Genomic DNA, 24,214 nt, shown 5'->3' on the forward strand with positions numbered 1-24,214 from the left:
CAAACCTTGATAGGGGCTATCAATTAAAAAGATTTAATCGATTGGTAGCCCCTTTCTTTAAAAACCGTTCTATTATGCCAACAAGTATTATTACCACCGACGATCTTCGGGAGTTCAAATTAGAACTACTTGAGGAAATTAAAAGTTTAATCACCAAACAATCATTAGGAACTTTAAAGAAATATTTAAAATCTTCTGATGTTATGGATCTGCTCCAGGTAAGTCCGGGAACTCTTCAAAACTTAAGAATTAACGGCACCCTACCTTACACCAAAGTTGGAGGAATTATTTACTATGATGCCGAGGAAATCCAAAACTTGATGACCGCCAATCGGGTAAATCACAAATTTGAATAACTACTATGAACTACATTAAGCAACTGAACGCGGCTTTTGAAAAGTTCTTTTTTGATGACCGCTTGAACCCAACCCACATCAGCCTTTATATGGCTTTATTCCAGGAATGGAACAGCAGCCGCTTTGCAGATGAATTTTTTGTAAACCGTCGCGAACTGATGCGTGTGGCCAAAATTGGTTCAAAATCGACGTACCATCGGTGTATTGTCGACTTGGATAAGTGGGATTATCTCTCATATTTTCCGTCCAACAATCCGTACAAAGGCAGTAAAATCAAGATGTTCATTATCAAGACATCTGATCAATCTTTCACGGGAGATGACGATCCTCTATTGGAACAGCTTTCGGAACAGTACCATCCCATTAATGAACAAGCTGTGTACCAGCACTGTCCCAATGATGAACAAGCTGTGTACCCACACCATCCCACCAATGGACAAGTTGTGTACCAACACCGTCCCGTGAGTGGACAAGCATTGGTATCTAATATAAACAATACTAAACAAGTAAACATTAATAAACAGCCAAAGGACAGGCAGGCTGTTTTATTTTTTTTAAAGAAAAAAGATTTCCTGCCGATGAAGGGAAAAAATTTTTTGAGCACTACCAGGAAAGAGATTGGAAAACTAGGGATGAAAATGAGGTGAGGGATTGGCGGGCCTTAGCTATAAACTGGATGAATCGAACCGAATTATTCGACAAGAAAAACAAACAAAACAAAAAGGGAGCGTCCCAAAATCGGGACAACCTCAGAACCACTAAAGCAAAAGATTATGGACAACCCCTCTAAAATTATCGAAGGTGGTATAGAATATTCCCTGGGAAAGTTTGATGGGAAAACCGTTGTTTACGATTTTCCAAAAATGCTCATCTACCTAAATGCCAAAGGAAAACTTCTATTCGGACAAAAATTCCGGATCTATGAGGACGACCGTGATATTTTACTGAAGCTGTGCTCATATTTCATAAAGGAAAAAGAGAACTGCCAGAAATTTGGGATAGATCTTGAAAAAGGTATTTTGCTGTCCGGCCCGGTCGGATGCGGCAAAACAAGTTTGATGAAGTTATTACACCATCTGGCTTCTTTGCAGCGGCCCTACGAAATGATTCCCTGCCGGAATGTGACCTTCAGCTTCAACCATTTAGGCTATAAAACGATTGAAGATTACGGAAACAATAAATTATTTTGCTTTGATGATTTAGGGGTAGAACCTCCCGGGAGGTTCTACGGAAAAGATTGTAATGTTATGGGGGAAGTTCTTTTATCGCGTCATGAACTTTTTCTTCAGACAAATCAAAAGATTAAAACCCACGCCACAACAAACCTGAACGCTGAGGAACTGGAGGATCGTTACGGAAACCGGGTGCGCAGCCGAATGCGGGAATTATTCAATCTTGTTGCTTTTGATGAAACCGCAGGGGATAAGCGGAAATAGAAATGGGCATCTATGATATAAATTTGAAGAGATAATAACAACTTATCATCAAGCCATTGTTTATTTTTTTAAGTCTGAAAGTTGCTTTAAAGTTTCTGAAACGAAAGCTTTTACAACATCCCCAATACTTTTAATAATTTCTAAAAATGCTTCTTTCATTATTTCAATTTTAAATGATTATTTATTCCTGACAAAATAGCCAATGCTATTGCTCTTATCCCTGATGGTCTCGAATAATGCACTGCCTCAACCGGATTATTTAGAAAACCTACTTCAATTAGAATAGCGGGACAAAACTTAATCATTCCCCTCAGCACCTGAAAATTGGCAAACTTCATCCCCCTGTTTTCAATGTTTATATTAAGAGTAGACTCTCTCAGAATTTCATCACCAAGAGCGATTGAAGTCCTGGTGTTATAGCCATTTTTTCTGGATTCAGAATTAAATGTAAAAATTTCCATTCCCCTGGCATCGCTATAAAATGAATTGCAATGCAAGGAAATAAATACATCTCCCCTTAATGATTTTGCTAAGTTGATTCTTTCTGAAAGGGTGAAAAAACCGTCATCATATCTTGTAAGATAAATATCATACTCATCTCCAAATATTGATTTATTGAGCCTGATCATTTCTGTTCCTATGGCCAGAACAACATCTTTTTCCCGGATTCCATTAATTCCGATCGCACCAGGGTCTTTTCCTCCATGACCAACATCTACAATAATTCTTTTTTGATGTTCTTTTTCCTGCCCAAAAATGACCCACACTTTCAGGAGCAAAATCAGAAAAATGACGTTTTTCAGCCTCATGAGCATTAAAATTTTTCAGGTTATTACCAGTTCTCCTGGTGATTTTAATTCAATTTGACATCAAATAATATCAAACTAACCTATTGAAAATCAAATATTATTTTTTATTTATTACATTGATTCCCAATGTTTTATATTGAAATATATGTATTTTTTCTATAACAAAAACAACACAAAATTTAAAACTGTGCGTTATGAAAAAATCAATCTATCCAACACTTTTTTTGTCCCTGATTTCTTTCCCGCTTTTTGCACAAATCGGGGGAATTGAAAATTCGGTTAATGATATTGCCGATACTATCCGGACTATCTTCCCCATCCTCCTTGGAGTGATTTTCCTTGTCGGTTTCCTGTTTAACGCAGGCCACTTCTTTGGTGAAAATGCAGATCTAAAAAAAGGAATTACCCGGGTGCTCGTCTTTGTTCTAATTGCAGGAGCGGTAGTGGGAATCTTCACCTATTTGATTTCAATAGTGGTCTGATGAAACAGTTTGAAGTCTATAGAAACATTAGGAAAGGGGCTGTCATTTTTGGGCTTCCCATCTCCTCCTTTGCTTTAATGATGATTTGCGTAATAGCTTCATTATTGGTCATCATTTTCTCTTTCAGCTTCTGGATCATCATTGGTGCTTTGATCTTCAATTGTATCCTTTATTTAGTACTAATCAGAATAACCAGAACATCACAGCTCTTTCAGGTGTCGGTAAAATTTCCAGAAATCATCAGCAACAGAAGAAATTCAAATTTAAATTATGAACAAGATTAATCTATCAGATTTTACGCCCATAATGGATATTCAGGACAATATCATTTTTGCCAATAACGGGAACGTAGTTCTTTGTTATGAGGGGAAGTTACCTGAAATCTACTCATTATCTGAAAAGGATTTAGAAGATATCCATGGGGTTTGGTTCCAGGCCCTAAAATCTTTGCCCACTGGAAGTGTGGTACACAAACAGGACATTTATTTAAAGAAATCATATGCTGCCGATTTGTTGCCGAATACCACCTTTTTGGAAAAGGCCACTCACGATCATTTCAAAGGCAGGGAATTTATGGAACATCGCTGCTACCTGTTTTTTATCCTCACCAAAAACAAAGCATTAAATAACCCGAAGTATGTCAATCCATTTCGAAAGGTTTCTAAAGGGATGTGCCAGGAACTGGATGATAATCTCAAAAGTTTTATCAGCTCTGTCAGCGATTCCGTTTCCTTTATCAATAATAGCCGAAAGATGTCTTTTCTACCCCTTGGTGAAGTGGAAATTCAGGCTTTGACCAATAGCTTCTTTAATGGTTTTCATGAAGGTTTTGATACCGATATGCTGCTGAATAAATCTAATGTTCAGGTTGGCGACCAATATTTTGATGCCCTGGCTATCAACAGCGAGCTTTGTTTTGGCGATACTGTTCAGAGCAGCAAGATCAATGAAAAGTTTACTTCTGATGATTTCACATTCCACCAGGGTTTTATTGACGGCCTCGGCTTGACCCTTAATGAAAATCATATGGTGAATCAGATTCTCTACCTGGATGACAAACAAAAATGGCGGAAGCTCCTTGATAACAAAATTGAAGAACTCCATAAAAGTTCAAATTTTGGATCCCAGAATAAGGTTGTGCTGGGTAAAATTCAGCACATCCTTGACCAGATAAACGCCGATGACACTTCAAGAATTATTCGAGGCCACTTGAATGTCATCTATTGGGCTAAGGAAGCCGGAGAACTAACACAGATAGCTTCAAAAATAAAAACTGAATTTAAGGAACTGGATATTACGCCCTACTACCCCCGCGGCGAAGAACGTAAAAATTATGTGCTGAATAGCTACTGTTGTTTTTCTTCTAATTTTTCCAATTCAGATGTATATGTTACAGATTTAAAACATGCGCTGTGCCTGCTGATCAATAATACGAATTACAAATCTGATCCTACAGGAATCATCTTCAATGATCGGGAGCACAACATTCCGGTGCTAAAGGATGTATGGGACGAGGGAAAGAAACGGATTAAAGCCCGAAACTTTGCCATTTTTGCCCCTACAGGGGAAGGAAAATCCTTTCTGGCCAATAATATTCTGCGGCAGTACTTTGAGAGCGGAGTGCGCCTTGTAATCATTGATCTTGGTGGATCCTATACAAAATTCGCAAAATTATATCCTGAGAAATATACAGTTCTGAGATATGAAAGCGGAAAAAATTTGGGTATCAATCCGTTTTACATCAGTAATTCAGAGGATATAACGCCTGGAAGATTTGTCAATGTTCCTGTTTGAATTGTTCGGTTCCGATTTAAAAGTGACCAAGGCCCAGTCTGTTTCGATCAAAAAAATATTGCTCCACTACTATTCCAACGTTCCTAAAAAACATTCCCTGGATAGTTTTTATCGGTTTATAGAAACCAATCAAAAAGATCTACTTCCAAAACTCAAGATCCATCCCGATTATTTCAACATAGTCAACTTCCTACACGTGATGTCCGAATATGTTGGGCATGGCCTGTACAGCTTCCTTTTTGAAATTAGCGAGGACCAGACCTATAAAATTGAGGATAAACGATTGATTGTTTTTGAGCTTGATGAAGTAAAGGACAATAAGGAAGTCCTTTCGGTAATGCTTAAGCTGATTAAATCTGCTATCCAACGAACCATTTGGAAAAACCGTACCGAGAAAGGCATCATCCTCTTCGATGAATTTGCCAAGCAACTGAAATTTGACAACGTACTGGAAAGTGTGGAATTCTACTATCAGGCCATTCGGAAACAGAACGGGGCGATTGGTATCATCCTGCAATCCATTAACCAATTGCCAAAAAATGCCACCTCGGCCAGTATCCTGGAGAACACACAGGTCATTTACAGCCTCCATAACGAAAAAGGGTATAACGAGCTGGCAAAACGGTTAAACCTTTCCAGTCATGATCTTAACCAGTTAAAATCCATCAGGAACAATCTTTCCGGGGAACGGAAGTACACTGAAATGTTTATCAAGATTGGAAAGGAAAGTAATGTCTTCCGTCTTGAAGTGCCCAAAGAAGTTTATGCAGCTTATTTAACCGATGGATTCGAAAATGAAGAAATAATGAGGCTCTACCGGGAACATCAGGATATGGAAAAGGCCATTATGCTATATACAACAGAAAGTCGGCTAACTATAAAAATTTAAAATCATGAAGAATTTACTTTTAACCTTAAGTCTGATACTATTTGTGAATGCCAGTTCCGCTGTCAGGGAATGCCCGTGTACGATAACACGAACTTTATAAGTCTTGTAAAGTCGCTGGTCGAATCTGCCAAGCAAACCTCACAACTTTTAAAAACTGCTGAATTCCTGAAACAGCAGAAAGAAAATCTTGAGAAGGTGAATACGGTCGTGAAGCAACTGAAGGCAGTCCGCGAAATAGGCCGAAACAATCAACGTCTTATCGGGATAATGCAAAACGATCTAAGAGAAATCCTAAACTCGCCCTATATCAAACCGGAAGAAGTTACGCGGGTATCGGAATCTTTTAATGCCATTGTAGATAATTCTTTGGAAACAATGGATTTCATAGATGAAATCTTGTCCAGCGATTATCTAAAAATGAGTGACGGGGAGCGTACAGAAATGCTTCAGGAAAAGGAAATGCAGTCCAGGGAAATGGTTATGGAGATCAATATGAAAACCAAACGCTATCGGAATATCATTTCTTTCAGAAAGATGCAGGATAAGATCAACAATCGTGAAACAAATTTTTAGAGATGAGTGCTAACATCATTTTAGGAATTGGACTGGAATATGTCGATACGGTTTTCCAGACCATCCAGAACAGTGAATTTTCACAGTACACCATAGTGGGAATGAAAACGCTCGCTGTGCTCTTTTTCCTTGTGAACATCCTTAAGAAATACAATGAAGGTATTGCCGATAAGGACGGTTATACATGGGGATTGAGTCCCGGGGAACTTGCAAAGAATTTTGCAGTAGTGCTACTGGTAATTTTCTCCACACAAATTTTGGGATTTTTTGATGGAATTCTAGTGGCCATTGAAGATCGTTATCGGGATACGGCTCCTGCTTTGCTTCCCTTGCAGATGCAGGACATCCCCATTGAAGAAGATGTAAGCATCGTGGATGCGGCAAGAAAAGCTATGGCATTACTTTACGAAGCATTAGTAACTCCACTTTATGGATTTAAATTCTTTGCATTTATAATTAGCTTGTTTCTCTGGTTATTGGACCTGTTCATTTACCCCTTATTTTTGGCTGAACGTTACTTTCTACTAGGATTAATGCAGGCTTTTTTTCCACTGGTCATAAGTCTGGCCGTGTTTGAGAAGTTTCGCTCCCTGGCATATAACTTCTTCAAGTTATATGCCGCAGTCTATATGCTTGTACCTGCATTTTTCCTGGTAAACGTTTTTATCAATGCAATATACACAGAAATTAATACCAACTTCTGGACAAACTTGTTCGGTACTGACGTGGGTAGTGGATTTTTTGCCCCGGTAGTGGAACTGGGATCTATCGGGTTTATCGTTTTTCTCAAGTTTAAACTCTACAGGCGGGCAACTTCTTTCACTCTAAGACTTTTTACATCATGAAAACATCTTATCAAAATATATATTCCGTATTAAAGCTAAATAGGCTTGTAGTTATTGCTGTAGTTATTTGCGCATTCTCTTCGAGCATCTTTTCGGGATGGATAGCATTTTCAATTCATAAAAGAGCACTGAACAGTGCCTTTGCAGTTAATACAAACGGAGAGGTAATCCCGTTAAAACTGGTTTCCCAAAAAGAAAACTTCAAAGTGGAAGCATTGGCACATTTGGAGTTATTTCACAATTATTTCTATAACATCGATGCCAGCAATTATGAAAAAAACCTGGAAAAAGCGCTTTGGCTGGGAAACAGCTCTGTCGACAACCTATACCTAAGCAGAAGAAAGCTGATGGTGTTTACAACAGGTTGATTCAATATTCCCTGGTGCAAAAGGTACTTAGTATGAATTCTGAGGTAGCCGAACAAGAAGGAACGTACAGCTTTAAAACCACTACCATTTTTAAAATCAACCGCGGATCTGTAATCGATACTTATGAGCTGGTTTCCACAGGAAACTTGATCACTGTAGATCGAAATTTTCCCAACAACCCTCACGGATTGCTTATCACTAATTACTTTGAAAACACTTTAAAGAAACTAAATAATGAAAATTGAAAAGAATAAAATAGTGTTTGGGGCTGTAATCGCAGTAATACTCCTATTTCTAATTTCCTATTCGCTAATGATTATGGGCGATGACGAAAGTGAGATCCAAAATTTGAAACAAACTTTGGTCCCTGAACTGGAACAGGAATCGAAGGAATACGATTCCAAACTTGATGCTATAAATGATTTGAGGGAAGTACGGGAAACCAATGCTCCCAGTATTTACGATGAGAAGCTGATAGATTCCCTGGGTTTCTATGACACAGAATTAACCGAAAAGGAAAAGGAAAGGATTGTTGACAGTATCTATGAATCCGGACGTATAAAATATTCAGAAGGAATAGACCAGGAATTCACGCCAGAACAAAAGATTACCACTCCCACTCCTCAATTAGAAATTGAGGAGATACAGCAGGAACATAAAATTGAAGCTAAGGAAATGGGACTGGAGCACCAACTGTTCTTTGCCTCCTCCCCTACTTCAGACAATAGGCTTGTTGCAGCGGATACCCATTCGGTTGTATATGCTGTGGTCGATGGGAACCAGGTCGTAAAGACCAATTCTCGCCTCCGAATGCGCCTGACATCGACAGCTAAGATCAATGATCAATGGATTCCTAAAAATACTATTATCTATGGCTTTATCAACTTTAAGCCTAACAGGACATTGGTCGAAGTTAAAAATATAGACCATCATCCGGTAAACCTGAAGGCTTTCGACCTCCAGGATGGTAGCGAAGGTATTTATGTAGTAAACAGTTTCCGGGCTGAGGCAACCAGTGAGGTTCTGGATGATATCATACAGGATATAAACATTCCAAGTGTGCCACAAATTAGTGGAATAACCAAGGTTCTTAGGCGCAATAACCGGAACGTCAAAGTAACCGTACTTAATGATTACAAACTAATTTTAAAATCTGAACTATGAAAACTAATATCTTATTCCTCCTGTTTTTCACCTCTTTTGCATTTCGTCCTTGTTTGGCTCAAGAAAGAAAAATCCTCGACACCATTTTTGCAAATGACCAAAAAAATGTGGCCCTATTCTTTCCGAAACCTATACGGCAGGGAATAACAGGTTCTGACAATTTTGTTTTTACTTATAACCGAGAAGCGGAACAATATTTCGGACTCTTACAGGCCACACCTGGAAAAGAAAGCAATCTACTGGTAATCAGTTCAAATGGTTCGGTTTTTTCGTATATTGTAAAGTATAAGGAACAGCTTGATCAGCTGAACTATTTTGTTCCAAAATCTGACACCATAGGCAACGAAAAGCCTGTGATCAGTGATGAACCGGAGATAAATAAGACAGGAATAAAAGAAAGGGACAAGACCTACTATTACGGCAAATTTTGTTCCTTTCTGGTTGAACGCAAACAAAAAATAGGGCGGTTAAAAAAACGGGATCAGGATATTGTCTTAAGTGTTGAAAATATTGTGTTTGATAAAGAAGAACTCTATTTCGTTATCCAGATAGAAAACAAATCATCTCTGGATTATGACTTGAATTTCCTGAATTTTGGAATTGAGACCAGGCAAAAAGGAAAAAGGAAATCCTCCCAGACCATTTATCAAAAACCTGCTTTCCAATATAGTATGCCCTCTGAAATTAAAGAAGGTGAAGCAGAAAAATTGGTTTATGTGCTCCCAAAATTTTCTTTGGGAGATGACCGCAGAGTCATACTGGAACTGAATGAAAAAAACGGTGGGAGAAATATTAAATTAAAAGTACCGCATAAATATATCAATAACCCTAACTAGAAACGTCATGAAAAGAATCCTCCTGTATTCTGTTATTATAGCCCTGGTAGCTTGTAATGAAAAACAAATGACCCACACCGAAACGGCTAAAATTGTTGCGGAAAGTTTTTACAACAACGACACTGCTACCCTGGAAAAACACACAACCACCGAAAGTTATGCTATTTTATCAAGCCTTCAGGATTTATTTGCTGAAGATAAAAATTCCGAAATCAATTTTGAAGTCATTGAGGATACCATTGATGGTGATGTTGCCTGGGTTCGCTATTCCACTTCGTTTGAAGAAAAACCGAGCGTATTCAAGTTGGTTAAAGAAGATGGGCAGTGGAAGGTAACAGAGCAGAAACCGCGGGAAAAGGTTGCTTTTTAAATTTATCTAAAATCTAAAAAAGGAATTTTTACGATTGATGTAGCCCCTATATAAAAATAAGGGAAATTTGATCCCAGATTTTGACTGTGAATATCCCCTCAATCAATAACAACAATGTACATGCCTATTAAGCAGAAAATAAATCAAAAGACCGTCGGTTATTGACAGAACCTTTATAGGTCTGTAAATTGAAAAGAGTTTGATTTACAGACCCGATCATCATTTTAATCTCACAATTTTTCTTCTTCCGCAGAATTTAATATCCAGTTTCTAGCAAATGCAATTATAAACAATATTATTAATCCGATAATTAATGTGATTTTTTTTGGAATACCTATATAGAACAAAATAAAAGAAACCAGTAATGTGTTAATAATGTTCAGTATCCAGAAATAGGATTCGCAAATTATTTTTAAATTTTCAATTCTCGAAGAGATCCGCTGTTTAATACTTTGAAATGTATTTAATTCTTCTGGATATTTTATGAAAAATTTATTCCTTTTTAATTCGTCATAATCCTTATCAGACAAGATACTTACATACTTGAGGTCTTTAAAATTTATTCGAAGAAGAACCGTTAAATATGCAGATGTAATAACGATGATGATAAGTAACACTATCAAAAAAGCATCATTAGCTTTAATCCTATCCATAGCAAATAATGTAGATGCCACAACCAATGGAAGTCCAATTATTTTTTGAGTTACATTTTTCAAAATTTCAGATACCTCTTTAAAATATTTTGATTTGAATTCATCGTAGTCCCTTCGGATGTGATCGATAGATAGATTATTGAGATAGATCTCAAAATTTAAATACGCTGTTTCAATAACATTATCTAAATTCAGAAATAATTTGACAATTCTTTCATCCTTAGAGGTGCGTGATGCTTGTTCAATTAAAGCACTTTTTAAAAATTTGGGAAGATGTCCTAATTGATCTAAAAAACAATACTCGAATTTTTGTAGAGTTTTGTTATAATCTATGGTCGTATTTAGCGGGGGTATCTTGTTGTTATATTCTATAACTACCCTACCTTTTTCAGTAGGACTGGTAAAGACCATTCTTCTACTTGCTGTATTAACAGAATCAACAAAATGAAAAGCAGCTTCCTGATCTTGATCTTGGTCTTCCAGAAAATCAATAAATTTTGAGAACGTTATAGCATTAGAAAAGAAATAATTATCATTTTCTTGTTGAAAATTTATATAAGTCTGATTCTGTATTAATGATAAAGGAAGATTTGGTGAATTAATGATAAGAGTATCTTTTTTTAAGTCAACTACACTCCGTTTAAGATAGTCATTGGAATTTAAAAATACGTTAAATGGCAAGCTAATTATATCAAGTCGTATCTCCTTATCACGAACGGTTTCTGATTTTCCTCCAATTTTTTCTATAGATTGAGTTATTTTTCCATTGACTTCAAAAATCATCGTGCTATCGGAAAATTCTAGACCGAAGTCTTTCCATAGACTATATATGATCTTTTGACTAATTAGAGTCATTTCTTTCCATTTCTTGTCTTAAGGCTTCTGCAAACTTATGGGAATCTATAATCACCAAGTTTTTATCTTTCTTATCTACTCTAACCTTTTCTCTATATTCCCCTCGTGGAAATTTTAAACTAACACCATCCCTCTCAATTTCCAAAGTTGTAAACTGACGAAGTTTCTTTTGATTGTATTTGAACTCTGTATCAATAATCAAATTGTTGTTTTGAGCATATTCGCTAATAATTTCGGGATCACCATAATATTTTTCACTAAGATTACTAATGTTAATGGTTTTATTTGGGCTTGCCTTTATGTCGCTGTATATCTTATCCCTAAATACCTGAAGATCATATTCTCTACCAGTATTATCATCAATAGGCCGCTCTAATTGAGTAATAATGTCGTATAACGTTTGAGTATATTCCGAACTACTTTCCAACTTATCAATAGAAATCCAGTTCTTAAAATAATCAGAAACATTATTCTGTTTAAAACGGGTAAATGAAAGATAGTTTTTATCTTCCTCATTTAGCCTGTTTTCATTTATACGACAGGCCATTGCAAGATTTCGAGTATCTACGTATTCTACTAGTTTTATTTCAAAAGATTTTTTGGTTTTAGTAAGAATTTCCCCTTCTACATCACGTATTAGAAAAACACCTAAATAATTTATTTGTCTATCAATATATTCGGAAAAAACCAAGTAACCTCCTGTAGCCATAGTTTTGTTCTTAATCAACTGCTCAAGATTACCCGTAACCTGCTTGGTAAAATTTATAAACTGATTAGATTTTCTTTCGGATCTACTGTATTCTAAATATTTTTCTGGGAAGGTTTTACCCTCACTTTTATCAAAAATTGCGTGTGCTATTCCTGCTTTTGTATAATTTTTATTTAAAGCAGATATAAGCTTGAATGAGCGATCATTATTCTTTGTTAACTCATCAGAATAAATGGTTTTTGCCTCTTTGCTTTTGGCCTCCTTAAGAAGTTCGTGAATAATTATTTTTGATAATTCCATATATGACTCGTGTTAATATCTGTTTCTGTGGAGTATTGTGAATTTTGTTTGATTTTTTATCCTGCTCTATTCCTCTTAAAATTCTCCGCTTGTTCAAAGATTTCTTCATAAACCTCATCCCGTTCTACGGGGGATAACCATGTTCGTCGAGCAATAATATAAGCCCAACTTTTAGGGCAGATTTAATGTCATTTCTTTTGCTCCAGTCCGGGAATTTTGCTTGTTCATCTACTAAATCTTTAATTGATTTTGAAAGATCGATGAGCTTGTTTTCAGGATATTGAAAGTCATATTTTATACAAAGTTCTTTTAAAATATCATAGAAAGCTTTTTCCTCAAAATCAATCCCTAATTTTTCCCCGGCCGAAAATTCTTTCTGCACCTGCCAAATAAGATCTGTGAGCTGTTCAGCCATTTCTTCATACACCTCCCCCCGTAGCACATCTCCTTTTCGTTCATTGTATCGGGAGACTAGTCCTTCCATCTTTCTTGAAAAATCAACCCCTTTTACCTTATTTACTTTTTTAATCTCCCCAATAGCCTTGGCCAGTAATTGCTGTAAAAGTTTGATTTTCGTATTGGGCAATTTAATCTTATCAATTTTGGCCAAATAATCTTCATCAAAAATATCTTGCTGGCTGTTGGTTTCATCACCCATTTTAAAAATTTCTTCTACACCTTCGCTTGCCAGAGCATTTTTAATCATTTCCCTTACTTTGGCATTCATCTGTGCGGTATCGGGTGCATTTCCCTTGGTAAGCTTAAAAACTATAGACTTAACAGCTAAATAAAAATGAGTGTAATCCCGTTCTTCCTGTGTTAAATTTTCACTTCCCGCACAAATATCATAGGCAGCCTTCAAACGTTTCACCAAATCCATAAAACGGGTCTCCAGCTCCTTGGTTTGTTGTACGTATTCAACAGCTTGATTAAGGTTATTTAATTGGCTCAAAGGATTTCCCCGGAAATAATCTTCGCTATCAAATTTGTGAAATATCTTAGCCAGTAAATCCAGGTGATCTCTAACTATTTTCAGGGACTCTTTGATATCCTCAAAGTTTTGCCGCTCTCCCTTATTATACTTGGCAAGTGCTAAGTTCATTTGTTTCTTAATGCCAATATAATCTACCACCAATCCCTTGTTTTTACCCTGAAATTTCCGGTTTACCCGGGAAATAGTCTGTATAAGGTTATGCTGCTGAATAGGCTTATCAATATAAATACTGTCTAAAAATGGAACATCGAAACCTATATGAGCCACATATCGACTACAATGGCAATTTTAAAATTTGACTTCTCGTTTTTAAATTGACGATCCAATTCTTTACGGTACTCTTTTGTCCCTAATAAGTTATACATTACTTTAGGATCGTCTTTCCCCCTTGTCATTATCATCTTTATACGCTCAATAGGCTTGAGTTGCTTTTTATCTTTTTCCGTTAATTCGGCACCTTTCTCTGCCATTCTAACCTCCGCCCATCCAGGTCTTAATTCTATGATGTTCTTATAAAGCGTATAAGCTATTTCGCGATTGCTACAGACAAAAATTGCTTTTCCTTTTACGGTAGCACCTTCCTTCAGCCTTTTCTCATAATGTTGGACAAAATCTTCTGCAATAGCTTGTAAACGATCTGGATCACCTAAAATGGCGTTCATATTGGCCGATTGCTTTTTACTCTCTTCTACCTGGTACTCATTTGCACCTTCTTCCTCAGCGACCTGGTAATATTCTTCAATTTTCTTTAATTCCCTGTTTTCAAGGGCCACTTTGGCTGCTCTTCCTTCATATACAATTCGTACTGTGATTTCATCTTTTACTGATTCTGTCATTGTGTATTCATCTACCACTTGTCCAAATACATCTAAAGTAGCATCGATGGGCGTACTTATGAAACCTACAAACGTAGCATTAGGCAAAGAATCGTGAAGGTATTTGGCAAAGCCAAAAGTTTTCTGCACCCCCTTTTCAGTGATTTTAATTTTTTGGTCAAGGTTCGTCTGGCTCCGGTGTGCTTCATCAGATATGCAAATAACATTGCTCCTATTGGTAAGCAATTCGGTATCTTCTGTAAATTTATGTATAGTGGTTAAGAACACGCCACCACTTTCCCTGCCTCTTATTCGTTCCCTTAAATCTGCCCGGCTCTCTACGCTGGCAATAGCATCATCTCCAATAAAGGCTTTGGCATTGGTAAATTGCCCTGTAAGCTGGTCATCCAAATCGGTTCGATCAGTAATCAGGATAATGGTGGGGCTTTCAAAATGATCACTTTTCATTAAAAGCCGGGTCAAGAAAAGCATTGTGAAACTTTTACCTGAGCCAGTTGCTCCAAAATAGGTTCCTCCTTTTCCATTTCCGCTTGGTTTTTGAGCTTTCTGGATATTTTCAAATAAAGCCCGCGCCGCATAATATTGAGGATAGCGGCACACAATCTTTTCATCTTTTTTGGAACTGTCCGGTAAATAAATAAAGTTTTTAATGACATCGCGAATGTGATCTTGCTGAAGCATTCCCTGAATAAGCGTAAACATACTATCAAAACCATCAACGTCTTTTGCCAATCCTGCGATTCTGCGCCAGGCATAGAAGAATTCGTAAGGCGCAAAAAAAGAACCTGATTTGGTATTTACGCCATCGCTGATCACACAAAATGCATTATACTTAAAAAGTTCCGGTATGTCCCTTTGGTAACGCACGGTCAACTGAATATAGGCGTCATGAATTGTGGTGTTTTCCTGAATCGCAGTTTTAAATTCAAAAACAACCACAGGAATGCCATTAATATATAAAATCCCATCAGGAATACGGTTTTGGGTTCCGGTGATTTCAAGCTGATTAACAAATTTATAGGTGTTCTGGTTTTCTTTTGAATAATCAATTAAATAAATCCAGATATCTTTTTGGGAACGGTCTTCCCGCTTTAAAGAAAAACCATCGGAGAGCATTCGCATAAACTCTTTATTGCTTTCATAAAGATCTGAAGCCGGAAGAGTTTTGAGTTTAAGAATAATGGATTCCACTTCATTTTTGGTGATACAGTTCTTCCGATACCTTGCCAACAGAAATTCCCGAAGGTCACTTTCAATGAGCACTTCATCTTCCTTTCGTGATATGCTACCTCCTAATTGATGCTTATAACCTTCTTGTTCCAACTGTGTGGCAAAAACGGCTTCCAATTGTGCTTCGGTAAATTTCATTCCTGTTTTGCTTTTCTTCCTTTCTCAGTTAGTCTATACTTCTGTTTACTGCTTTTTGGCTTATCAGCTATTGTTAGCTCTACAAAACCATTTTCTATAGCTAGGTACTAAATAATTGATTCTAAAATTTTCCCTATCCGAAAGTCCTAAGTGGTTTTGCAACACGGTTCTACTGTGTTCCCCCCTAAAAATATTTAAAAGGTCCTGTACTTGCGGGGTGACTTGCGGGGTGACTTGCGGGGTGACTTGCGGGGTGACTTGCGGGGTGACTTGCGGGGTATCAGATTGGACAGCTTCTGCCGAAGGCAGAACCATCCTTAAAAAATTCTCAGAAAAATTAAAGCTATTTGTTTCATAATATTCCAATATTCTTGGAATGCCTGAACCTAATTGCTCCACCAGGTCCAAATCTTTATAAATACGCATAAGCTCCTTGTTCCTGGGGATGGAAAAACCTTCAAAAAATTCGCTTTTACTTAAACCGTCCGGCAGGGAACCTGCGGATGTAATCTCTATTCGATCATTGAAAATCTCAAATTTTGGGGCTATTTCGCGCGTATAGTCATTATGTACAAAGGCATTAATAATTGCTTCCCGAAGCGCAATGGCATTCCAAAGACGATGTTCTTTTCGTTCTTTGTGAGTAATTTGTGTGATCGTCCGGTTTTCCAGGTTCATTTTATCCAATACACTTTTTGTAGCTTTTACAAGCGAACAATAGCCATATTCGTTACTTTCCATTAAGTCAACACGTGTTTCGCCTTTATATTTAGCAACCTTTACAGAAACATTATTATCATCGGCCAACAAATAAGCTGCGTAATTCAAATCACCTGCCGTGGTAGTAAGCTCTAAATTTTTCCTGAACTGTTTGTTAAGGGGTTTTTGTTTTTCCTGATAGTAAATGTGAAGCTGCTCGAACCGTAAGTCCTGACGGTGTGACTTTATTTTTCCAATGGAATTTCGAGTACGCGAGGCAAAAAGTTCTTCAATGAGTTTTTGCGACATTGGTTCTGCTGCAGAACCCAGACGTATAAAACAGCCTTTTTCACTCATCCCATACTTTTTGAGATGGTACGGTTTCTCAGAACCGCTGGCCACAATAATCTTTAGAATTTCCTTTCCATTTCTTTCTTCGCTTACAATATCAAAAAGACCGAGGGCAGAAGGGCGAATATTGTTTTTTAACTAGGTCTTTTATTTTTAACTGGTCGCCATCGGCATCCTGAACACCAACTATTTTGCCTTCTTTATCTATGCCTATATAGATTATGCCGCCTTCTCTGTAATTCAAAAAAGCTACAACTTCCTTCTCCAGGCCTTCGGAAAGTTCCCGTTTATATTCTATGCGATTGGTTTCGGGCATTATCTAATTCTCGTAATATTTTAGTTTTCTTTTATTAAATGCTAAGCATTGTACCCTCTAAGACTTTTACAATGCTTTCATTGATAGCAGGATTTTCTATAGCTCCTGATTTAAAACTAAAGGTGTTATTATTTTCTTTGTCTAATTCAACATAAATAACCTGTTCCGCATCAGCTACTACTGCTAGGTTTGGATTATGGGTAACTAAAATTATTTGTCGCCTGCATTTTGCTTTTTTAATGAATGGAACTAAAATATTAGCCACACTATTATTATCTAAATTGTCCTCTGGTTGGTCAATAATTAGAGGTATATCATTATTGTCTAATAGTAAGTAGAAAATTAAAAGTAATGCTCCTTTTTCTCCAGGAGACAATAGTTCTAACCTTTTTTCTCCCTGTCTTAACTCATAGTTGTAATCTAAAAAATCTAAAGAAAATAGATAATCATAGAATTCGGTTACTTCTGTAACCTGATTCTCTATAAAAGCTTGTTGTGTAGGCTCTTGCCTTAAATCTTCAAATAGAGCCTTAACAATATCCTTTAGGAATTCTTTTAATGAATTAAATTCATTAAAATCTCTATTTTCTAAAATTTTTTGTATTTGAATGTCCGCATTCTCTTTACCATAAAAAGTTCCAACTTTATTAAGTGAAATGTAATTCAAGAACTTACTAACAAAGTTGGCTTTTACGCCAAAAGAGGCTTCAATATTAATCCTGTACTGATCTAATAAATCACCATTCTCTGAAATAATATCGTCAATTTTCGTTTTCACCTCGATATATACATCCAAGACAACTTTCATTTTATCAAAAATCAACTTTGAGATTTCTAATCTTTGAGTTCTTAGAACGTCTATATCACTTTTTAGAGTTTCATCAACATACTTTAGTTCCTTTTCGAAATATTTTAAAGTATTTGGTGTATTTTCATTTCCTATTATATTATCTTTTTTCCCTTGCCAGTTCTTTGTATCAATCAAATACTGCTGGTACTTCTTTTCCTCTTCACCAAGACCTTTTTGGATTGTATTAAGGGCCTCTTTTTTTGTTTCAATAGATTATTAAATGAAATAAAATTAGGTGTTGTCGGTGCTTCTTCACCCAATTTTATCTTTACCTCTTTTAAAGTTGATTCTTTGTTAGAAATAACTAGGTCAAGAGTGGAGTAATTAAATCGATATTTAACAACTTCATCTATCTCTATATTATACTTTGATAAAGGTTCTTTATTAGTTTCTTTAAAAAAGTCTAAGTCTTCTTCTTTTCCTTTTATTAATTGCTTAATTCTTTTTAAATCATTAATTTCAGTTAACAATAATTGCTTTTTTTGAGTTTCGTTAGATATATCTTGTTCTAACTTCTCAATACTATTTTTAATTTCAGCTATTTTGTTATTTACCTCCTCATTTTTCTTAGCAATTTCTAGGTCTTCATTGGGATTGGGAACAGCAATAGGTTCTACCAAAGCAGTCAATTCCTCCTTTTTCTTTGCTATTTGGGCAATTATGTTATTTTTATACGAAGTGTTAAGCTTTTTCTCCTTTTCGAAAATTGTAGAATTAATTGGTTGCAATCTATCTTTCAGATTGTTTATCTCGTGGTTTATTAATTCCTTTTTGCTATTAATTAATTCTTCAAAAGAAGTATAACCAACTTTGTCATCTTCACTTAGATGAGTAAATACAACATTTTCGATTTCTTTTCGAAATTCTTCAATTGAGCTTATTTCATTGGTTAACCTCTCAAAATAACCTTGTGGTAAATATTTAACGAGTTCTAATTCTCCATTAACCGATGAATCTCCTAGATTTTTATGATTTGAACTTTCACTTTCCCAGGTTATGGTTGCTTCAAAATTTTTAGCGTGTTTTCCATCTCTAAATTTATTCTTATGTAAGAATGAAAAATCATCTTGATTTTTATAATTCCCACAAAGAGCAATAATATCTGCCAATGCACTTTTTCCACTGCCTTTATTACCTATGATAGCGACCAATTCTGGATTAAGGGGTATTTCCAAATCTTGAAACAATTACCATATTGTCCAGTATAGCTGGATATTTGATTAATCTTTACCTTTTTTAAATATTTGGTTCTGTTTAATTTTACTCTATCTAATATTTCTGGTTCTTTACCAGTTCTTACTCTATCAATTGGTTCAATATAAAGGTGCTTTAAACCTTTAATTGAGGGGTCGCCTTTTATGTAACTAAACTTGCTGCCGATTTTTTCAAGAGACTCTGAGTCAGATGTATTAATAACTGCAATACATTTATCTCCCCAACTAGAGTGATTGCCACTGCATATTCTTTTTAAGTCCTGATTTTTTGAGATTAATGAAATATCTACAATCCCAAAGTTATCATTAGAGTAAATTTCTTTTTTGTTACTATCCTGTAGTTCCTTCCAGAGTCCATCTGAATTTTCAATATGGGGAAAAACAGGTATAAAATCCCAATCTTTCGACTTAGAAATTATATCCTTAGCGCCTAAAGAACTTGAATTTACTCTAGTTGTCCATTATTAAATCTTGTTGACGGAATATTAATAGCATCAAGAAACCTATCAATATATTCTTTCCAAGACAACTCACGTTTAATAGTTCTTCCATCTTCCTGAAACTCAAACTTCCTATTATTATTGGTTTCAGGATTGAAAACAATAATAATATGGCATCTATCATTTCCTCCTATTTCAATTCCTGGGAAAATAAATTTATCTGTATAAATTGAGTCTTGGTTCTCTGCTTTTCTCAATTTTAGATGAGATAAAATTTCTTCTATTCCCTCACCTGTATTATGATTGGCTAAAGAGATTACATCTGTATCATTATAGTGTATAAAATGTTCAACAAATAATTTTGCATAATCATCATTACTTAAATCTTTATGATTTCCATTTATTTGTTGTTCGTTTAAACTTGTTAAGTCACAAAGATTTGACAACTTTTCCCCAGAAAATTGCACTCCCGTATACCTTGTGTAATCTTTAGTACCTACTTGTAAGTCCCATTTACGCCATATTGAACCTTTATTTGTCATATTTTAAATTTCTACTGATTCAGGTTTGATAATCTCTTCTACCGTACTCATTTTACTCAACAATATTAATTGTAGTTTCGCGAGGAGTTGAGATTTACGCATTATTTTTTCTTTGCGATTCATTATTTTAATAAACGGATGCTTTAAAATAGTTTCTTCACTTGGGACAACCATTTTCAGGTTTTCGATAATATCTTTACTTAAATTTGGTTGCGCTCCACCAATCGCTACACTTACAATCTCATCTCTATTTACTCTGAGATAATAATAAATAAATGTGGATTTATATTCATTGTCACAGATAATGGCACAACAAGCTTGATTGGTTGTAGCAGGTATTTTTAAATATCCAACTTGACCTTTAGTATTACCTTGTCCATACATTGCCACCAATACAGTATTTATTGGTAAAAGAGTTACGGAACAGTCCCCTAAAGCTAAATCTGAAATATATTCCTCTACTTCAATTAACACACTGTTATTAAGTTCCCCCGTTTTAATCCAAGGATGATCATTTGATGACCAGTATTCTTCCCTACCACGATTAGGAGTACTTCCACTCTTCATTTTTAATGCAAAGTCACCAATTGTTTTAACTTCCCACCCCTCCGGAATTTCATTATCCAGTTCCACATTATAACCCATTTTCCCACCGGAAGATTTATAAGGTTCACCTTCTTCATTAGGAAACTCAAAATCTACAAACCAATGCCTATAAAGCGCCTGCGCAGTTTCTTCCAGTTTTTTGTTGAGTTGCTGATTTAGGGCGATGCGATTTTTTATTACATTATATTCCCTTACAATTTCCCGCTGTTGTTCGATGGATGGTACGGGAAGTTCAAAAGCTAAAAAATCCTCCCATTCCAGGCTTCCTCTTACACCCCCAACAGCGTGAAAAGTCGCTTGCCTGTCAAATTCTGAGCGTGTAAACCACATCATCAAATATTGAGGTAATAAAACTTCAGTATCTATAATTTCAAATACTGGATAAGCTTGGGAAATAATAGCTTCTTCAATATCTTCAAGTAATGCCACTGGCATTTTACCATCTCTCCTCACCTGCATAATACTACAAGCAAATTGATTCTTACGAATGATCTTATAGTTGCGCATATTTGTTCCAACCGTATTTGCAACCGAAGGAATAAAATCTTTCGATATGCTTAACCCTAGAAGCGTAGAAATTTCTAACTCCTTGTTACGTTCATCAACCAGCTGTATGTAATTTCCAATAGGCCTATAGTTTGATCGCATAGCCCAGCTCATTAAAAACGTCTAACAATTCCTTTTTAGATTGCTCTTCCTGTTGTAGTAAATCGGACAGTTCGCTTTGTAAACCCGCCATTTTGGAGTCAAAATCAACATTCTCATCCCGGTTTACAAATTCAATATATTTACTGGGCACCAGGGAGAAGTCTTTCTTTTCAATATCAACTTTGGTGGCACTGTAACAATATTCCGGAATATCTTTATAATCTGTATTTTCCTGTTGCCAATCGTGGTAGGTTTTAGCAATATCCTGAATATGTTTTGGGCTAAACTGAATGAATTTTTTCTCAAATGGTTCACCAATCTGCCGTAAATCCAGAAACAAAACCTCCTCCTCCCTATCCCGGTAATGGCGTTCCTCATCACCAATAGAACGTGAATGTGCTGTTTTATTCCTATTTAGGATCCAAACGGTTACACTTATGTTAGTGGTATAAAACATATTTTGTGGTAAAATCACTATAGCTTCCACAAGATTGTTCTCCACCAATTTTCTCCGGATTTTATATTCTTCGCCACCCCCGGAAAGGGCACCATTTGCTAAGATAAATCCGGCAACACCTTCGTTTGATAGTTTGGAAACCATATTCAGGATCCAACCATAATTTGCATTGCTTTTGGGAGGTACTTCATAACCCTGCCATCGCGGATCATCAATTAATTCCTGCGGCCCCCGCCAATCTTTTTGATTAAAGGGCGGGTTAGCCATAATATAATCTGCTTTTAAATCCTTATGCTGGTCGTTGCTAAAGGTATCGGCTGCTTTTTCACCCAGGTTCGCAGATATTCCCCGAATTGCAAGATTCATTTTTGCCAGTTTATAAGTAGTATTGGTATATTCCTGACCGTAAATTGAAATCTCCTGTTTGCTCCCGTGGTGGCTTTCGATAAACTTGATGGATTGCACAAACATTCCACCCGAACCACAAGCCGGGTCATAAATAATCCCTTTATAGGGTTCGATCATTTCAGCAATAAGGTTTACAATACTTTTTGGAGTATAAAATTCCCCCTTTCCTTTCCCTTCCGCCAAAGCGAATTTAGATAAAAAGTACTCATACACGCGCCCCACAATATCCTGTGATTTGTCCTTTTGGGTGTCTATTTTATTGATGGTATCTAAAAGCGAAGATAATTTACTTTTGTCCAGACCTAACCGTGAAAAATAATTATCCGGCAATGCACCTTTTAGAGAGGGATTGTTTTTTTCGATCTGGTTCAAGGCAGTATCAATCTTTAAGGCAATATCGTCTTGTTTTGCATTTTTGATCAGGTAGTTCCAGCGGGAAGTTTCTGCTAAAAAAAAGACGTTCTTCATATTGTAGAAGTCTTTCATTTCGAGGTATTTTTCTTTCCCTTCGGTTATAAGCTCCTCACGACGTACTTCAAATTTATCACTGGCAAATTTTAAGAAAATAAGCCCTAGAACCACGTGTTTATATTCTGAAGGTTCGATGGAGCCACGCAATTTATTGGCAGCATCCCACAGGCTTTCTTCAATAGATTTTTCCTTTTTGATTTTGTCTTTAGCCATTTATGTTTTTAAATCTTTATGTTCCAATAAAAGTTCTTTAGCTTCCACTCCCAGTATTTTCGAAATTCGGTATAAATCTTCCACACTGGGTTGACGTCTGTTCTGGGCATAGGAATTCACCATATTATAGCTCTTCCCCAATTTTTCCGCCAACCATTTTTGATTGTGATTTTTTTCCTGCAAAACGGCTTTAATCCGGTTCATCTTATCAGAAGTTTACGAAAGTCCTAATTTATAAAATTTTCTTAAATATCTCATTGAATGAGTATATCGAATATCGTCAAATAACCTCCACGACTTTTGAATGGTAAGAAAATGGAGCAGATTATTTTTGGAAAATTTAATAAACCGGAACACACCGAGTCCCGGATCTCATTTCCAAAAGAGGTTTGTCGAATTTGAAAGCAAATTATTGGGTACAGTTATCACACACAGCACCTTTTGCAAAAGTAATTCTTGATTCCCCAGAGATTCAGGTATTATAAGATGTACGCTTGAGGAATTTGATATTTTTTTTTACAGAAGATACAGCGCACACTTAAAAAAGAGATGTCTGAATTTCAATATCGGGGGTGAAGGTCCCTATAATCATAAACGGATTTTTTGACCGATAATGAAACGCCTTGGTAGTGCCCAAGTAGAGATGTAGATCTTTCTTGAGAGCGAAATAATCAAAATATTTTTCTTTTACTTTTTCAACTGCTATTGCTTCATTTCCTTCTGCGGCTGCCAATGTATTTCTGTAAAGCTGGCCTATCTCCCAATCTTCTATCATCATAGTACTGGAAACACCATTTACATCTTCAATTACATAAGAAAATTTATAAGGAAGTTTCTCTACAATTTCAAAGGGCAATTCTTCCATGTCAAAGAGATTACCCTGATCATTCAGGGCTTTTAACTGGGCAACTTTTTTCTTATCCCAATTTGAAGCAACTTTTTCAATTTTAAAATCGGTTACTTTTGTTGGCTTGAAAACAGCCAATGAAGTACAAACATTTTTATCATGAGCTTCCGCTATTAGTTTCTTAATATCTGTATGGATATTATTGAATACAATTTGCTTTCTTTTAAACCAATTACCTTTTGTGTCAATTGTATTCAAGAGCGTAATAGGCGTATCAATAGTGGCAGGACGAAAACTTTCTGGTCTAAAATCCTTATCATTCTTTACAATCTCCAATTCTATCCATTGATACTTTTTATATTTTTCTTCATTTTTAAGTTTCCTGAAGGGTATTGGATATAATCTTATCCAAGTTCCATCTTCCAGAAATCCGGCAGTACAAACGAGTTCTCCATATGTAGCAGAAAGGGAAGGATAAGTCTTTACAGTGATAAGTATTTTGGTAAGGGCCATTA

Annotated in this window: 19 protein-coding genes and 5 pseudogenes; 11 read left to right on the forward strand and 13 right to left on the reverse strand. The window is 36.0% G+C overall.

What is annotated here, in order from left to right; genetic code table 11:
• The first annotated feature begins 74 nt into the window (after nt 1-74).
• The 3 genes and pseudogenes from LZ575_RS04560 (at nt 75) to LZ575_RS04570 (ending at nt 1,792) form a co-directional block, all read left to right on the forward strand.
• A complete protein-coding gene (locus tag LZ575_RS04560; RefSeq protein ID WP_235329329.1) occupies nt 75-356 on the forward strand; it encodes a helix-turn-helix domain-containing protein in 282 nt (93 codons plus the stop codon).
• A gap of 5 nt (nt 357-361) precedes the next feature.
• Nucleotides 362-1,146 (forward strand): annotated as a pseudogene (locus tag LZ575_RS04565) (hypothetical protein).
• On the forward strand, nt 1,130-1,792 hold the full coding sequence (locus LZ575_RS04570; RefSeq protein ID WP_235329331.1) for an ATPase: 663 nt from the start codon (nt 1,130-1,132) through the stop codon (nt 1,790-1,792). The pseudogene LZ575_RS04565 and the gene LZ575_RS04570 overlap by 17 nt, the downstream one beginning before the upstream one ends.
• A gap of 158 nt (nt 1,793-1,950) precedes the next feature.
• Here LZ575_RS04570 and LZ575_RS04575 read toward each other — a convergent pair whose 3' ends face one another.
• Nucleotides 1,951-2,559: an N-acetylmuramoyl-L-alanine amidase gene (locus tag LZ575_RS04575; RefSeq protein ID WP_235329333.1), complete on the reverse strand. Its 609-nt coding sequence runs from the start codon at nt 2,557-2,559 to the stop codon at nt 1,951-1,953.
• 236 nt (nt 2,560-2,795) lie between these two features.
• On the opposite strand from LZ575_RS04575, the gene LZ575_RS04580 reads away from it, so the two are divergent.
• Complete coding sequence (locus LZ575_RS04580) at nt 2,796-3,083, forward strand: hypothetical protein (RefSeq protein WP_168137820.1); 288 nt, start codon at nt 2,796-2,798, stop codon at nt 3,081-3,083.
• A gap of 16 nt (nt 3,084-3,099) precedes the next feature.
• On the opposite strand, the gene LZ575_RS23270 is transcribed toward LZ575_RS04580, so the two are convergent.
• On the reverse strand, nt 3,100-3,243 hold the full coding sequence (locus LZ575_RS23270) for a hypothetical protein (RefSeq protein WP_189602842.1): 144 nt from the start codon (nt 3,241-3,243) through the stop codon (nt 3,100-3,102).
• Nucleotides 3,244-3,353: 110 nt separating this feature from the next.
• Between LZ575_RS23270 and LZ575_RS04590 the strand changes: the two are divergent.
• The 7 genes and pseudogenes from LZ575_RS04590 (at nt 3,354) to LZ575_RS04620 (ending at nt 9,922) form a co-directional block, all read left to right on the forward strand.
• Nucleotides 3,354-5,766 (forward strand): annotated as a pseudogene (locus LZ575_RS04590) (TraG family conjugative transposon ATPase).
• A gap of 69 nt (nt 5,767-5,835) precedes the next feature.
• Nucleotides 5,836-6,339 carry a conjugal transfer protein gene (locus tag LZ575_RS04595; protein WP_235329337.1) on the forward strand — a complete coding sequence of 168 codons (504 nt, stop codon included), beginning with the start codon at nt 5,836-5,838 and terminating at the stop codon, nt 6,337-6,339.
• Between the two features lie 2 nt (nt 6,340-6,341).
• Entirely contained in the window at nt 6,342-7,184 is an 843-nt protein-coding gene (locus LZ575_RS04600; protein WP_235329339.1) for a hypothetical protein, read from the forward strand.
• Nucleotides 7,181-7,797 (forward strand): annotated as a pseudogene (locus LZ575_RS04605) (conjugal transfer protein TraK). Before LZ575_RS04600 ends, LZ575_RS04605 begins: the two are co-directional and overlap by 4 nt.
• Entirely contained in the window at nt 7,787-8,716 is a 930-nt protein-coding gene (traM, locus tag LZ575_RS04610) for a conjugative transposon protein TraM (RefSeq protein ID WP_235329341.1), read from the forward strand. Before LZ575_RS04605 ends, traM begins: the two are co-directional and overlap by 11 nt.
• On the forward strand, nt 8,713-9,552 hold the full coding sequence (locus LZ575_RS04615; RefSeq protein ID WP_235329343.1) for a DUF4138 domain-containing protein: 840 nt from the start codon (nt 8,713-8,715) through the stop codon (nt 9,550-9,552). Before traM ends, LZ575_RS04615 begins: the two co-directional genes overlap by 4 nt.
• A 7-nt stretch (nt 9,553-9,559) precedes the next feature.
• Entirely contained in the window at nt 9,560-9,922 is a 363-nt protein-coding gene (locus LZ575_RS04620; RefSeq protein ID WP_235329345.1) for a hypothetical protein, read from the forward strand.
• 230 nt (nt 9,923-10,152) lie between these two features.
• On the opposite strand, the gene LZ575_RS04625 is transcribed toward LZ575_RS04620, so the two are convergent.
• The 11 genes and pseudogenes from LZ575_RS04625 to LZ575_RS04680 form a co-directional block, all read right to left on the reverse strand.
• A complete protein-coding gene (locus LZ575_RS04625) occupies nt 10,153-11,430 on the reverse strand; it encodes a hypothetical protein (protein ID WP_235329347.1) in 1,278 nt (425 codons plus the stop codon).
• Entirely contained in the window at nt 11,417-12,439 is a 1,023-nt protein-coding gene (locus LZ575_RS04630; RefSeq protein ID WP_235329349.1) for a nucleoid-associated protein, read from the reverse strand. The genes LZ575_RS04625 and LZ575_RS04630 overlap by 14 nt, the downstream gene beginning before the upstream one ends.
• A gap of 56 nt (nt 12,440-12,495) precedes the next feature.
• Nucleotides 12,496-15,637 (reverse strand): annotated as a pseudogene (locus LZ575_RS24205) (type I restriction endonuclease subunit R).
• A pseudogene (locus LZ575_RS04645) lies at nt 15,634-17,003 on the reverse strand (Fic family protein). The pseudogenes LZ575_RS24205 and LZ575_RS04645 overlap by 4 nt, the downstream one beginning before the upstream one ends.
• 34 nt (nt 17,004-17,037) lie before the next feature.
• Nucleotides 17,038-17,988 carry an AAA family ATPase gene (locus LZ575_RS04650; RefSeq protein WP_235329355.1) on the reverse strand — a complete coding sequence of 317 codons (951 nt, stop codon included), beginning with the start codon at nt 17,986-17,988 and terminating at the stop codon, nt 17,038-17,040.
• The gene (locus LZ575_RS04655) at nt 17,985-19,028 is read right to left on the reverse strand and encodes a hypothetical protein (protein ID WP_235329357.1); all 1,044 of its coding nucleotides are present in this window, start codon (nt 19,026-19,028) and stop codon (nt 17,985-17,987) included. Before LZ575_RS04655 ends, LZ575_RS04650 begins: the two co-directional genes overlap by 4 nt.
• A 484-nt stretch (nt 19,029-19,512) precedes the next feature.
• Nucleotides 19,513-20,049 (reverse strand): hypothetical protein, encoded by a 537-nt coding sequence (locus LZ575_RS04660; RefSeq protein ID WP_235329366.1) that lies wholly within the window; start codon nt 20,047-20,049, stop codon nt 19,513-19,515.
• A 3-nt stretch (nt 20,050-20,052) separates the two neighbouring features.
• Nucleotides 20,053-21,315, reverse strand: a complete 1,263-nt coding sequence (locus tag LZ575_RS04665) for a restriction endonuclease subunit S (RefSeq protein WP_235329375.1) — start codon at nt 21,313-21,315, stop codon at nt 20,053-20,055.
• Nucleotides 21,287-22,852, reverse strand: coding sequence for a class I SAM-dependent DNA methyltransferase (locus LZ575_RS04670; RefSeq protein ID WP_235329377.1), 1,566 nt, complete (start codon nt 22,850-22,852; stop codon nt 21,287-21,289). The genes LZ575_RS04665 and LZ575_RS04670 overlap by 29 nt, the downstream gene beginning before the upstream one ends.
• Nucleotides 22,853-23,056, reverse strand: coding sequence for a helix-turn-helix domain-containing protein (locus LZ575_RS04675; RefSeq protein ID WP_235329379.1), 204 nt, complete (start codon nt 23,054-23,056; stop codon nt 22,853-22,855).
• Between the two features lie 334 nt (nt 23,057-23,390).
• Nucleotides 23,391-24,212, reverse strand: coding sequence for a hypothetical protein (locus tag LZ575_RS04680; protein ID WP_235329381.1), 822 nt, complete (start codon nt 24,210-24,212; stop codon nt 23,391-23,393).
• Between the last annotated feature and the right edge of the window lie 2 nt (nt 24,213-24,214).

Source organism: Antarcticibacterium sp. 1MA-6-2, assembly GCF_021535135.1.
Lineage (GTDB): Bacteria > Bacteroidota > Bacteroidia > Flavobacteriales > Flavobacteriaceae > Gillisia.

Bases quoted from the DNA above. Each gene is read 5' to 3' on its own strand.
- LZ575_RS04630 (WP_235329349.1), bottom strand. From the start codon at position 12,439: ATGGAATTATCAAAAATAATTATTCACGAACTTCTTAAGGAGGCCAAA.
- traM (WP_235329341.1), top strand. From the start codon at position 7,787: ATGAAAATTGAAAAGAATAAAATAGTGTTTGGGGCTGTAATCGCAGTA.
- LZ575_RS04680 (WP_235329381.1), bottom strand. From the start codon at position 24,212: ATGGCCCTTACCAAAATACTTATCACTGTAAAGACTTATCCTTCCCTT.
- LZ575_RS04670 (WP_235329377.1), bottom strand. From the start codon at position 22,852: ATGGCTAAAGACAAAATCAAAAAGGAAAAATCTATTGAAGAAAGCCTG.
- LZ575_RS04625 (WP_235329347.1), bottom strand. From the start codon at position 11,430: ATGACTCTAATTAGTCAAAAGATCATATATAGTCTATGGAAAGACTTC.
- LZ575_RS04570 (WP_235329331.1), top strand. From the start codon at position 1,130: ATGGACAACCCCTCTAAAATTATCGAAGGTGGTATAGAATATTCCCTG.
- LZ575_RS04580 (WP_168137820.1), top strand. From the start codon at position 2,796: ATGAAAAAATCAATCTATCCAACACTTTTTTTGTCCCTGATTTCTTTC.
- LZ575_RS04665 (WP_235329375.1), bottom strand. From the start codon at position 21,315: ATGAGCTGGGCTATGCGATCAAACTATAGGCCTATTGGAAATTACATA.
- LZ575_RS04600 (WP_235329339.1), top strand. From the start codon at position 6,342: ATGAGTGCTAACATCATTTTAGGAATTGGACTGGAATATGTCGATACG.
- LZ575_RS04620 (WP_235329345.1), top strand. From the start codon at position 9,560: ATGAAAAGAATCCTCCTGTATTCTGTTATTATAGCCCTGGTAGCTTGT.
- LZ575_RS04560 (WP_235329329.1), top strand. From the start codon at position 75: ATGCCAACAAGTATTATTACCACCGACGATCTTCGGGAGTTCAAATTA.
- LZ575_RS04675 (WP_235329379.1), bottom strand. From the start codon at position 23,056: ATGAACCGGATTAAAGCCGTTTTGCAGGAAAAAAATCACAATCAAAAA.
- LZ575_RS04615 (WP_235329343.1), top strand. From the start codon at position 8,713: ATGAAAACTAATATCTTATTCCTCCTGTTTTTCACCTCTTTTGCATTT.
- LZ575_RS04595 (WP_235329337.1), top strand. From the start codon at position 5,836: ATGCCCGTGTACGATAACACGAACTTTATAAGTCTTGTAAAGTCGCTG.
- LZ575_RS04660 (WP_235329366.1), bottom strand. From the start codon at position 20,049: ATGACAAATAAAGGTTCAATATGGCGTAAATGGGACTTACAAGTAGGT.